The sequence below is a fragment of the Clostridium sp. LS genome, from assembly GCF_002760435.1.
In the GTDB taxonomy this organism is placed as follows: domain Bacteria; phylum Bacillota; class Clostridia; order Clostridiales; family Clostridiaceae; genus Clostridium.
The window spans coordinates 37,614-50,710 of sequence record NZ_AUUU01000007.1; the positions used below are offsets into that span (position 1 = coordinate 37,614).

A 13,097-nucleotide genomic window follows, 5' to 3' on the forward strand; every position below is an offset into this window, starting at 1 on the left:
TTGCTATTTCTTAAACCCAATCTACAAAATTATTACATCCATTTATTCTATAAAAGGTATATTCAAGACACTGTTCATAGAAAGTAACATAATTAAACCTTTTATATATTTTAATTTTCTCTATTCTGTTGCCTATATTTCCCTCGTCAACATAGGTTCTTTTACCCCGCAATATCTGCTGACTCAAAACTTCCGTTTATATTTCCACTGACTATGATGCAGTGTCCTGCAAACAAGTCTCCGTCAAAGAAAAAAATCTCAAACTTACCTTGAGGGTAAACGCTTATAGTATCTAGTCCTATAGATTCAATAAACAGTTCTTTTGTAACCTCGTCAATATCATCCTCTTCATCAATCCAATCATTGGCAAGTTCTAAAAGTTCACTTGCAGCATAGTCTCTAATTTTATCACTCCAGTTCTTCTGATTTTTGAAAAGCTCATGTGCGGTTTTAAGAGAATTTTCCATTGCTTCTTCATCATCTAAATCAAAATATAATCGTCCTTCTTCACCTGCCCAAGTGATATCAGTTTCGAAAAGTTTAAGCCCTTTATCTAATTTAAATTCTCCAATAATCTCATCTTCATAAAATACTGGTTTTAGTTCTTCCACCAATATGTTCTGAAGCTCTTCATCCTTGTAATCGGCATCTATAAGTTCCACTAACATGAAAGATCTTTCGCCCTTTCTAATCTTAAGTTTAATTACGGAACTTTCCTTAATAGTCTTTTGCCACTCCTTAAGACCTTCATTATCAGTGAGCCAAGTTAGGTTTACCTCCTCTTTTACTGCTGGTTCACTACTATTTAAATCTTTCCAAGCAATAAGATTTATAGAAGCTCTCCATAACTCTTCTTTTCCGCCCTTGCCTGCACCGACTCCTAGAGCTGCTGTTACAGCGGCCACCTCAAATATCTCCTCTTTAAATCTATTTTCAAAGCTTTTTATTTCGCTGTTTTTACTCATGATTTCCTCCTATTTCAAGACTATTATATTTATGTTATTTTCAGAATGATCCCAAAATCTTCTTCAAAATCGTTTAAATTAACTAAATCGCTTTTCTCTAAATATTTAAAATATCTATCCGCTTCCCCTGGATGTAATTTTCCTGTAATAGCTTTTAAAAGATTTCGCCCTTCCTCATATATTCTAAATTCTAATGGTATTTTCCCGTCCTCATCATACTCAAAATCACATATTTCCTCCATTAACTCCTCAATTAATTCATTTTTGCTTATTGGAAGATTTCTACACAACCTATGTGATAATGAAATATCTCCCCTTAAAGATCTTTCCAATAAACTATAATCTTTATTACACCTGATATTCCTATAAAAAATCTCATTTAAAGCTCTCCTTTCACATTCCCAAGCCTTTCATAATAATCTTCAGCATCCCATTCCTCTTCTGAATACAACATTTTAAGAAATTCTGTAAATGTACTGCTAATTTCTGGTATATACTTCTTTATAATGTGTTGTGTTAATAATTCATCTTCCTCTTCTATTTCAAAAGGATAAAAACTGAACTCCAATTTACGCTCTTCTTCATTAAATAAAAACCATGATTTATCTGCATAAACTACTCTTGGTTCACCATTTTTAATTGTATTTAAATCCATACAAATTACATTCCCACCTACTGTAGTCGCAAATGTGATAAGTCCATATTGAATAAGGTAAGCTCCTGGAGAAAGGTCACAATTTTCTTCCTTAATACCATTAAGATCTAATAAACATACATCACCATTTAATATTCCAAGTTCTCTTGGTTCGAAATTTTCATAAAAACTTATTATATTCTTAGGAACTTTATAATTCTTCAAAGCTAAAAGTTCGCCATCTTCCTCATAAAATACTGATGACCAGTAATTAAAGAAATCATATAAATCTGTCAGCACCTTTAATTTTTCCTTATCTAAACAAGGTGAAAATGCAGCACCTATGCTTCTCTCATCAAAGCCATTTTGTATTAAATAATTTTGTATTTTACTTATAATTGGTTTATACTTGTCCATAATTAATCTTCCCTTACATCATTATTATTTATGAATTGTGCCTACAATCTAAATGGCTCATTATAATTACCAGGATGTATTACTTTTAATTTTTCTTCTTTTTAGATTCATAAAGACAACCTATTACTTCACAAATATATTCATAAAATGTTTTTCCAGTCCTATCTATACTTCCCAAATCACCATCCCAAATTTCTCCTACTTTCCAATCTTCATCAATTAAAAAAACTAAGGCTTTATTAGAAGGATCACATCCAAATTGTAATACCCTTTCTTCAAAATCTAAAAATTCCAAAAGACTCTCATCATAGAACTCATCAAGTTCACATAGATCTCCAAAGATAGTACAAAACTCCCTTCCAAAACTACCTACACCTATTTCCGAAAGATACTCTAAATACTCCTCAGGAATTTGAGGATATTCTTTTCGCAGTTCTTCTATCTGCTTTTTAGAGTACAATTCTCTTTCCTCTTTACGTGAAATTAGTTGGTCATCTAATTGATCTATATATTTTAATTCCTCAAGTTCTTTTTCATATCTCACAATATCACCCTTTCATTAAATTTAATTTCTCCAAATACAAAGTTCCTCAAGGTTCTTTAATTCCTCTACACCATCAATACTTTCTAATGAAACAGTACCTAATTCTAGAATTCTAAGCTTATTTAAAACTTTCAAAAAATCAATTTTATGAATCTCAATACAACAATCCATAAATCTCAATCCTTCTAATTCTGTAAAATACTTAAAATCATCTGTATTTAATAGGCTCTCATTTTCAGCATCATCTTCATACTCTTCTTCATAAGGGGCAAAACTTTCTAAGGATTCTTCAAATTTACTACTTTCCATTGATATATTCTCAGATTCCCTATCAAAAATATTTGATTGTTCTTCAACTACTTCTTCCTTTAATTCTAAAGAATAACTGTCACTCCATTTATTTATTTCAAGAAATTCGTCTATAGAATTAAATTTTGTTACATTATATATACAGCAACATTCATATTCATCACCACAGTCACTTGGAATAAATTTTTTAGGTGGTGCTTGGAGACTTAATTGAAGTTCATAATCATTGCTTGTCCCAATTCTAATGTATTTTATTTTCTTTAAATACTCTTCTTTTAATATGTTATCTTTCTTATCTAAAATTTTACATAGGCAATCTTCTAACCATTTTGATTTTAACTTAATTTCCATTTGTCCCCCCCCCTTTTCTCACACTAAATATTCTCTACCCAAATCCACTATGTCTTTTGACTTAAGCATATGCATGACTGCATTACTCCCATTTTTTCTCACCAGTTCTTCTTCTGATTCGGTTATAGGAACTAATGTGTAAAAATTGATCTGCGCACCATCATCAAATACATATGGCGGAATATCCTCAGATACGCATATCATAATTCTACTTAACTCAGTGCCATTCTTAAATGGAGTTACAGTTCCGCCAGGCTGCCCATTAGGTATAATTACTTCTTCATTTATAATACCTTCATATATATGTGGCAAATGACCTATTAACCTCAACATTTTAATAGGCCAATAGTTTTCTTCATCTTTGCAGGATTCTTGATCTAGCTTCCAATTAGCAGGTAGCTTTATTAATAATTCAGCATATTTATATTCGTTATCTTCTACTGAAAATCCCATTGGATACTCACACATTCCAGTAGTTACTAATGTGAAATAGTTTTTCTCTTTACTTGGATTAATTATATTTGTATCTATAGATACTCTGCTGCCAGGAACTATTTCACTTACACTAGAATCAATACATCCTAAATATTTTTCTATATGCTCTAAAACAATATTTCCATCATCTTCGATCATGTCTTCTTCGTAACTATCATAATCCTTATAGCTCAATTTATATTCCTCCACCTTTCTTTTTTACAAAACCAAAAAGATTGTTACTCTATTTTTCTTCTCTCCACTTATCATTAGTCCCAGTTTTAGAAACCAAAGCTCTACTTACTTGATAAAGAATTTCACTAAAGAATCTTTCAGGCAGTGTGTCTAGGGACACCATATTTTGTTCCTGAGTTTTCTCACTTATATAAGCATACTTTGACATGGTTCCTAATTTATAAAAGCACAAATCATACACTGTTGCTTCTTCATTTTCATAGCCTACAGATATGCCGCTGAAATTTAGTCCAGCTTCTACTTTATAGCTGTTGTCTTCTTTATAAAAAGCAAAATAGCCACCGCCATCTCCAATGGCTCCTCTAATCCATCCAAATCCCGTTAGCTTACCTAATAAAGACAAACCATTCAACATAGTGCCGCCAAAGCGTTCTACAGTGTTTCTCTTCTTTTCTTCTTCTGTAACAATAAATATTTCTCTATTTAACTGTTCAAAGGGCTGTTTAATTTCATAGTTTTCAAATTGTTCCTTCCATAAAGACATATCCTCATTATTTAATTCAATAGGGTGAACAATTCCTATTATCATTCCATCCTCTAATTCATACTCTTCTTCATCTTTAGTATTAAAGCTGCCATCCTCCATATATCTGAAGCTGTCTGTTAAAGCATTGTCTTTATAAACACCCCAAACAAGACCTATAGCAAATTTATGCATAATAGGATTTTCAACAAAAAGCTTTATCCAAGAATCTTTTGTCCACTTTCTATTGCTGGACAAGGCCATTTCTAAACGGATAGCTTGTATATTGGAAACTGTCTTTAGCTGCTTCTTTAAATTTTTAAATTCTACTAAAGCTTCCTTTGCCTTAGCTTCATCATCTTTTTTTGTTGGAGCTGGCAGGCTTTTAAGCTTTTTACCACTTTCATCGGTTATTTCTAAAGTAAGCTCTGGAGTGAGTAATGCAGTAAATTTTCTATCTCCATAATCAAAAACTCTTTCTCCTCTTACGTCAAAGCCTAAGTTTGGAACTATTCTATCAGAAAGCTCTTCTATATCTACTCCAATTTGCTCTGCTGCAAACTTAAGAGCTAAAGCCGCGGCAGTTTTAACCTGCTTAAATTTAAACTTTCTAGATATATTGTCTACTATTATTAAGGCTTCATTGCTTCCATTTAAAGCAAGAGCCTTTACAGCTTCACTGGCTATTGCTCCTCTTGAATTCTTAGGCCACTCTTCTATATTTTTTTTAAGTAAACTTATTACTTCATAGTCTCCGTAAACTGAAGCAAAAGAAAGTATCCATTTTTTCTTACTTTCTGCACCTGCATCTAACCACCTTTGTAAAACCTCTAAGGCAAGCTTTGATAAATCCTTTTTATCTAAAAGCTCTCCTACCTTTAAAGCTTCACTGCTTAATCCAATTTCAATGCAGGAAGCATAACATACAAGCACATATTTTATAATTTCACCTTCCGCATAAGCTTCACTTTCCTTAAACTTTACCTTTGTCAAAGTATCACAATCCAGCCACCTTAGAGCTGCTGCTTTATTACCTTTTAAGCCCTGCTTGCAGTATTCTAAAATATCTAATTCTTCATCTTTTTCTTCTAAAGCACTTTCTAGATTTAGAGCCTCTCTTAAAAGAGCTTTTATCTTTTCACTTTTTTCTATTTCCAATGCTTTACCTAAGGCCTCCAGTACTTTTTCATCCCTGCTCTTTAAAAGTACCTTTACTGCTGATTCCCTAACTGCTTGTTTTTTTGAACTTAAGCTAGGTATCACCAATTGCTGCCTTGTCTTGTTTGAACTTAAAAGTTCTATAACCCTCTCTCTTACCACTTTAGAAGAATCTCCTAAATATTCAATAAGAATTTTTGCACTTTCAGTCTCCTCAAGATTCTTGTTTAAAATCTCCAAAATACCCTTTCTGCTTTCAGCATCACAATTAGGGATATTTTCTATTACTTCTTCTGCTTTTGTTTTAATTAGATTTTCTATAATGTTAACTGCTTGGCTCCTTAAGCTATTTCTAACGTAATTACCAAATGCGCAATTACCTAAATAGCATATATAGTTTCTAACGGACGCCCCACAGCTTAAAAGTAATTGAATGTAAGAATTCAAATCATCGTCAGGCACTTTTTTACCCTTATATTTGAGATAATCATCATACATATGTCTTAATATATCTGGGTTTCCTATAGCAATAAATATATCCATAGCTCTTTCAAACATAGGAGATTGATCTTTTAACCAGAATAGAATTTTAGAAAAGTTATATGAATACAGATGCATGTCTCTTTTCCCAAATAAACCTTCCAATGATTTTTCTATATCACTAAAGGAAATATTTCCTCCTAAATATTGTATGAAATCTTCATAAATATCTCTTTCAATATTATTCTTATCCATAAACACAGAAAACTCATATATAAAAACATCCTCTACATCATTTAAAAATTCTGTGCCTTCTCCCTTTTGCCAAAGAAGAAATGCCATATAAGCTTTATTTATACCAGAGCACATTGAAGTAGCCCTCTTAAATTCTTCTCTGTGTTTATCTACCTCTTCTTTTAGTTCTTTTTCAAAAGTATAATCATATCTTAAGCTATTGGATTCTCCAAGCCATGCAATATATAGTTCTTTTTTAATTTTAAGCATGTCTACAAGGCTTGATATCACACTATATCTATTATATTTTAAGTAATTATGCAAAGCATAAAAGAACTCTTTATAAGCAAATTCTGCAGCAAATTTAATAAATCTTCTTGAAATTTCAGATTTAATACATATGTTACAGCTAACTCCTATGAGAAATCTAAAAACATATTTATCAAGGTTTAAAACTAATTTGCTGTCATTTTTTAAAGTTTCCGCTATTACTTCTAAATCTGAAGTTTCTTCTTTTAAATATTCAGTTAATGCTCCTGCCTGCATTTCAGATATATTATTGTTGAATAGATTTCCTACTGACTCAATCATATCTTTTTCTAACCAATTGACATATTTTTCACTATTTTCTTCCTTATAAGCTAAATAAGATATAATTATAGCTTGTTCATTTATTTCGCTTATCTCAACAGCTTCTGAAAATGAATTTTTATATTCTTCATAAAGACCATCATAAAACAAAATAAAATCACGGCTTAAATTTCTTTCCATCTTGGTGATAGATGTAGCATAATAGGCTATAACAAAAGCTGGACTTAAACCGTATTTTAGAAAATCTCTATAATAAGAAGCTCCTTTATAATAAATTGTCTTATCCAAAACAAAAAATAAAGATGCTTTTCCCATTTGAAATAATATTCTTAAGTACTTTGATAAATAATCCTCAGCCTTATGCTTGGTCAAAGAATTATATGCACTAACTACTGCCTCTACGACTTCACTCTTTAACTGTTTCATATCTATGCTTGGAAGTTTCTTAAAGAATTCCTCCTCATTAAGGCTTCCTTCTACGTATTCCTTAAAATTATCAATAACTTCATAAGTTAAACCTAAATCCAATAACACATTACTTATTTTTTCTGCCAAATGCTGCTCCAATCCCATTTTCCCTAACACTCCTTTTAAACTTAAATACAATTTATATACGAAACCAATCTTCTTCACAAAAATCCCTAATATTAGTTAACGCATATATCATACCCATACCATTACTATCATTTAATGATGCCTTAAAAAACTCTTTTAGTGAATTTATAAATTCCATATCTCTTTCCTCTATTTCATCAAAGGAAATTCCCTGTGAATTAAGTTCTTTTTCTATACTTTTGCATAGGTCTTGTATATTCAAAGTTTCTAAATCTGAGACTACCTTTTTCATATTTTCTATTGATATGTACTTTAAACAAGTATTATCGTGATTTGTGAAGCTATTTGCTATCATTTGTATTTCTTCTTTATCATCTTTATCTATGCCATAGATTTGAACTACTCTTTCTGCTATTTGTTCTTCTGTAGGATTTTCTACTCCAATCTCAGTTTCTAAGGCACTGTATTTATAATTGAAATCACTTATTCCAAATAATAAAGAATGGATGGCTCTTTCTCTTTTATATTCCTTATCGTTCTTGTAATTATTAATATAATAATCTTCACGAAAAATTTCGCTTATGACATAATCACTTGTTTGGTACTCTATCATTTCATCACAGTTAACGTTTCCGTTTATGATATTTACTAATTCCTTTTGTCCCTCCATAGAGTTCATAAATTCTTTTTTAACCTTAATAATTTTTACGCTTTCTATTTCCATTTCTCTCTCCCCTGCTTAACAATCCAATAACAACTCCAACACAAACCCAAGCTACATCTCTTTTTATAAAATTCATAATCCAATCTTTTTCAACCTATCTTGAAATTATTCTCCACAAGAGTACCAAAAACAGCTTTTTTATAATTTTTAATCTAAGCACCATTCTTCAAAGCTGCATATTATCTTCATCACCATCAATAACTACTTTACTGTCTATTAATCCAAATTCATTACCAGAATTTCTAAATAACACTTCAATTTCTTCTATCTTTTTCTCCTCTTTAAGGCTTAGAACTTTATTTTTCATTTCATTAAAATAATTCATGCTCTCAAAAGCTTTAGGAAAAGAAGAAATAATATCTCTCATAATTTCTTTCCTTTCCCCGCTCTTTTCTTTTTTTCAACGAAATCTATTGTGTATTTTTTAATTACAGGTTTTTCACTTATAAATCCCTATTTTCTCTTGTTTTAAAAGCCTTCTCTGCAATTTCCCTTGCACTTGGTTCATGTCCATATTCCTCAACATCATACCAATAAATCAAATCAGAAATATTATTGTGTGTTATACTTTTCTCCAATAATTCTATGTAATAATTTATATATGGATATACCTCTTCAACTTCTTCTACTCCTTCTGGTGACTTAAGTTCAACAATCATTTCTATTATTTTAGCAGCCTCTTCAATAGTTATATCATTGACCATTGGTGGGTTAGGTAAAGATACTTCCTTAGCCAAATCTTCAAGAGATACGCTACCCCAATACTCTTGAAAATCTGTAGGCTCATATTTTTTTTGAACCTTTGAATTAAGCTCATATATTTTATCATTCAAAATGGTCTTTTCATTTTTCTCATAATATTCTTCATAATATTCATCAACTAACTCAGAAATTTCTTCAATAAGCTTCATTAATTCTTCGACTAATTTTTCATCAATTTTAGGGGGCTGTAATTCACTTCTTAACACAATCTTACCTCCTTAAAATTCTAAAATCATATCATACCATTTTGCACCACCGTGCACTGATTCAGACACTCCTTTATTTTTGTATCCAAATTTCGAATAGTATGGGATAAGCCTTTCTTTACAAGTTAAGATAACACCTTTTCGTCCTGCATTTCTTGCTGACTCTATCATATGTTTCATCAGTTTAGCAGCAATTCCCTGATTTCGATATTCCTGCATAACATCAAGTCCAAAAATGGTCTGATACTTTCCACTTGGAACATGTAATGAGACATCATGAAAAAGCTCATCACATATAACAGTTTCATTAATAACACATCCATTAATAAATCCAATTATTTTTCCCTCTATTTCTACTACAAAAAAACTTTGAGGAAAGGTCTTTATACGTTCTTCAAAAGATTCTTTTGAAGCAGCCTCCTCGGCTGGAAAACACTTGCGTTCTACCTCTGCTACTGCATCTAAATCTTCTATACTAACCTGTCTAATTTTAATATCCATTTCAATCTTCCTTTCAATAAGCTAACGATTAAGCTTCCAGTTAGCTGCAAAACCAGTTTTAGCTTCTAAAGCCCTGTCTACATCATAAAGTATCTCACTAAAGAATCTTTTTGGTACCTTCACTGGTACAATTGTATTTTCTTCAGTTACTTCATCATAAACATAGCTTCCTCTTTCTACTGTGTTCGCTTTATAAAAAGTTAATTCATAAATAGTAGTTTCTTCATTTTCATAACCAACTCCAAGGTAATCAAATTGAAGCTCCGCACCTATACCTATTTTTTCATCTTCTTTATAAAATTGATAGTAACAGCCTGCGTCTTGTACTGAACCTCTGTACCATCCCATTTTAGTAAGCCTACCTACTAGTGAGAGTCCATTAATCTTAGTGCCTGCAAAACGTTCTATATTTTTCATGCTCTTTTCTTCTTCAGTTACAAAGTAAACCTTTCTTTGAAGCTGAGGGAAAGGCTGTACTATTTCATAATCTTCAAATTGCTGCTTCCAGCCTTCTAAGATTTCAGTCTTCATCTCAAGAGGATGCACAAGGCCTATGATAGAATTTTCTATAAGTTCATATTCTTCCTCATCCACTGTATTAAAACTTCCATCTTCCATATATCTAAAGGTATCCTTTAGTTCTCCTTCTTCGTAAACACCCCATACCAAACCAAGAGAAAAATTGTGCATTATAGGGTTTTCTATAAAAAGCCTTTCCCAATCTTTTTTCTTCCATAGTCTGTTCACAGCAAGTGCCATTTCCAGCCTTAAGCTTTGAGCTCCAACAATATTTTTCATTTGCTTCTTGAGGACTTTAAATTCATTTGCTGCTTCTTTTGCCCTTAATTCATCATCGGATTTGTTTGGCTTTGGTAAAGTTTTAATTACCTTTCCACTGTTATCCGTAATCTTTAAAGAAAAATCTAATCCTAAGCTTGCAGTAAAGCTTCTGCTTCCAAAATCAAATATTCTTTCTCCCCTTTTGTTAAAACCTAAATCCGGTATTATTTTGTCTGCCAAATCTTCTTCTGTTAAATTAAACATCTTTGCAGCAGAAACAAAGGCTTCTTCTGCTGCTTTTTTAATTTGTTTGTGTTTAAATTTTCTAGCTATACTATCTATTATTATTAAAGCATCATCACTTCCATTTAAGGCTAAAGCTTTTACAGCCTCACAAGCGATGGCTCCCCTTGAGCTTTTAGACCAAGAATCTATTTGGGCTTTCAAAGTGTTTACTACATTGAAACCTCCTATTGCTGAAACCAAAGCCAGCACCCATTTCTCTTTTGTATCTGCACCATTATTAATCCAAATATTTAAAATTTCATTTCCAAGTACATCTAAATCCGTCTTACTGCACTTTTCTATTACCTTTTCTGCTGTCAGATTTCTTTCTACCACATTTTCAATAGAATATTTACTTATTAGATAAGTTACTACCTCCTTTAAAATTGGCTTTCCATCCTCATACCTTACCTCTGGAAATCCTTTTGCTTTAATCCATTCTGGAGCAGTATAAGAAGTTTTCTTAAGTCTTTCAGTGCAATAACTGCTTATACTATCAGCACTTCTCAGTATTTCACCATCTAAATAATCTGAATTTACAATATTTAAAAGTAAAACCTTAACTTTTTCATTTTTCTCTTTTTCTGCAAACTTTTCGATTTCAACTGTAAATTCTCTCATATCAAAATTCATTAAAATTCTAGCAGCTATTTCTCGAGTGGCAGTTTTTTTACTTGTCAAAATCCCCAAGACTTGTTCCCTACATCCTTCATAGGAACTGAGAAAACCTGCAATTTTATCTCTAATATACTTGGAATCATCTAATAAACTTCTTACTAAAATCTCAGAATGTTTTTCCTTATCCGCATTAAATAAACCTTCAAGTACAACTTCTTTAGTCTCTATTTTTAAATCTTCTACAATATTTACAAGCTCTGTATTTCCTTCATTACATAAGGCTCTTAAATATTCCTTTGCTTTTGGATTTAAAACTTCATCAGCAATGAGAATTAAATGCTTTTCATCTATACCTTTACTTAAAAGCTTTTTAGCAAAACTTATATAACTCATCCCTTGACCTTCTATTACATTGTAGGTAACTGAAGCTGCCAATCCATATTCTCCTGTATTAACTGACAAATATAAAAACCTATGTATAATATCTCTAGTTTCCTCTATAGAGTAAATTAATTGAAAGCAAAGGCAATAGCTGCGCCCTAAATAACCTCTCTGCCCATTATATTTTTTAGCTCTAGCAAAAAAGCCTCCTAATAAATCTTCATTTTTGCCTTCCAATACATATTGCATTATTTCAGCCTTTTCTGCTGATCCTAAGTCTTCTAAAGCTCTAGCATTATATATAAAACCGTTTAAAGCTATTCCAATAGTTTCCTTAAGTGTCTCAAAATCCCCCTTTTCCTTGGAGTTACTATAAATAAAATAAGCAAGAGAAAACACTTCTACATCATGAAAATTATTATGCTCAAGCTTCTTTTTCCTCAAAGCATCAAAAGTTTCTTTAAAAACTAACGGTATTTCTTTTATCCTTTCTTCTATTTCTTTACGTATCTTCTTATTCTCTTCTCTAACATACAAATTTATTAATCTATGTATATACAGTTTTTTATCAATATTAAACCTATTTGCAATATCATAACTTTGTGCTGTTTTATCATAAAAACAAATGAAGTCTACTAACTCATTAAATAACATTTTTCTATTAGTACTTTTACTAATAATATTGCTGACAACTTCAATTAAATATCCATTTTCATCACAAGCATAAGAAAAAAAAGCAACTAAGGCTATTTGTTTATCCTTTAGATATTTATTTATATTTTCTCCATCTTCTAAATTTTGTTTTATAAATTCTTCTTCATTCTGAGGTAAACTGTAGGAATTTTTAATTGCTAGAGCAGCTAAAGCTAATTTAACAAAGTCATCTTTTGCTTCTAAAAATGATCTTTTTAGTATTTCTTTATCTTCTAACATCATTTCTTCAACAATCGTAACTACATTTATTACACTTGCACGACTGGAACAATTTTTTATAAGCCATATTAAAAGTTTTTCCTTGTCTCCCATGGCATTTAAATAATTTACGGTTTTAGCTGCAGAATAAAATCTCCCATAGACTATCGTAAAGAAACTGTCTCCTCCTATAGCAAAGAACACATTGATTATTCTTTTAAAAACTTCTTGATTATCCATAAAGCTGTCCATGAGCTTCCAAAACTCTGCTCTTATGTTGTAATGATTTCTAAGAGCCTTTTCCATATTGCATTTATCAACTTCTTCTAAATTTAAAGAATTTTCTCCACTTTCAATGTAAGCTTTAACCTTTATAATCTCTTCATCTTTTATAGAACAGTTGCAAAGTTTGACCTTAAGCAAATTTAATAGTTCGTCCATTTATTTACCTCCATAATATATTCTAAAATTTTAATTAAAACATACCTAAGTTTAGTA

12 protein-coding genes are annotated in these 13,097 nt (G+C 31.1%); all 12 read right to left on the reverse strand.

Features of this window, described 5'->3' with window-relative positions; genetic code table 11:
* Positions 1-161 precede the first annotated feature (161 nt).
* Complete coding sequence (locus tag COL3_RS01770; RefSeq protein ID WP_008422647.1) at positions 162-965, reverse strand: DUF2262 domain-containing protein; 804 nt, start codon at positions 963-965, stop codon at positions 162-164.
* A gap of 29 nt (positions 966-994) precedes the next feature.
* Positions 995-1,297, reverse strand: coding sequence for a hypothetical protein (locus COL3_RS01775; protein WP_143327521.1), 303 nt, complete (start codon positions 1,295-1,297; stop codon positions 995-997).
* A gap of 47 nt (positions 1,298-1,344) precedes the next feature.
* A complete protein-coding gene (locus tag COL3_RS01780; protein ID WP_008422642.1) occupies positions 1,345-2,016 on the reverse strand; it encodes an SMI1/KNR4 family protein in 672 nt (223 codons plus the stop codon).
* Between the two features lie 85 nt (positions 2,017-2,101).
* A complete protein-coding gene (locus tag COL3_RS01785; protein WP_008422641.1) occupies positions 2,102-2,560 on the reverse strand; it encodes a hypothetical protein in 459 nt (152 codons plus the stop codon).
* Positions 2,561-2,581: 21 nt separating this feature from the next.
* Positions 2,582-3,220, reverse strand: coding sequence for a hypothetical protein (locus COL3_RS01790; RefSeq protein ID WP_008422640.1), 639 nt, complete (start codon positions 3,218-3,220; stop codon positions 2,582-2,584).
* Between the two features lie 18 nt (positions 3,221-3,238).
* On the reverse strand, positions 3,239-3,889 hold the full coding sequence (locus COL3_RS01795) for a suppressor of fused domain protein (RefSeq protein ID WP_008422639.1): 651 nt from the start codon (positions 3,887-3,889) through the stop codon (positions 3,239-3,241).
* Positions 3,890-3,938: 49 nt separating this feature from the next.
* A complete protein-coding gene (locus COL3_RS01800; protein ID WP_008422638.1) occupies positions 3,939-7,448 on the reverse strand; it encodes a DUF4132 domain-containing protein in 3,510 nt (1,169 codons plus the stop codon).
* A gap of 34 nt (positions 7,449-7,482) precedes the next feature.
* A complete protein-coding gene (locus COL3_RS01805) occupies positions 7,483-8,154 on the reverse strand; it encodes a hypothetical protein (protein WP_008422637.1) in 672 nt (223 codons plus the stop codon).
* Positions 8,155-8,320: 166 nt separating this feature from the next.
* The gene (locus COL3_RS01810) at positions 8,321-8,521 is read right to left on the reverse strand and encodes a hypothetical protein (RefSeq protein ID WP_008422635.1); all 201 of its coding nucleotides are present in this window, start codon (positions 8,519-8,521) and stop codon (positions 8,321-8,323) included.
* Between the two features lie 76 nt (positions 8,522-8,597).
* Positions 8,598-9,122: a hypothetical protein gene (locus tag COL3_RS01815; RefSeq protein WP_008422633.1), complete on the reverse strand. Its 525-nt coding sequence runs from the start codon at positions 9,120-9,122 to the stop codon at positions 8,598-8,600.
* 12 nt (positions 9,123-9,134) lie between these two features.
* Positions 9,135-9,623 (reverse strand): GNAT family N-acetyltransferase, encoded by a 489-nt coding sequence (locus COL3_RS01820; RefSeq protein ID WP_008422631.1) that lies wholly within the window; start codon positions 9,621-9,623, stop codon positions 9,135-9,137.
* A gap of 21 nt (positions 9,624-9,644) precedes the next feature.
* Positions 9,645-13,040 carry a DUF4132 domain-containing protein gene (locus tag COL3_RS01825; RefSeq protein ID WP_008422629.1) on the reverse strand — a complete coding sequence of 1,132 codons (3,396 nt, stop codon included), beginning with the start codon at positions 13,038-13,040 and terminating at the stop codon, positions 9,645-9,647.
* Between the last annotated feature and the right edge of the window lie 57 nt (positions 13,041-13,097).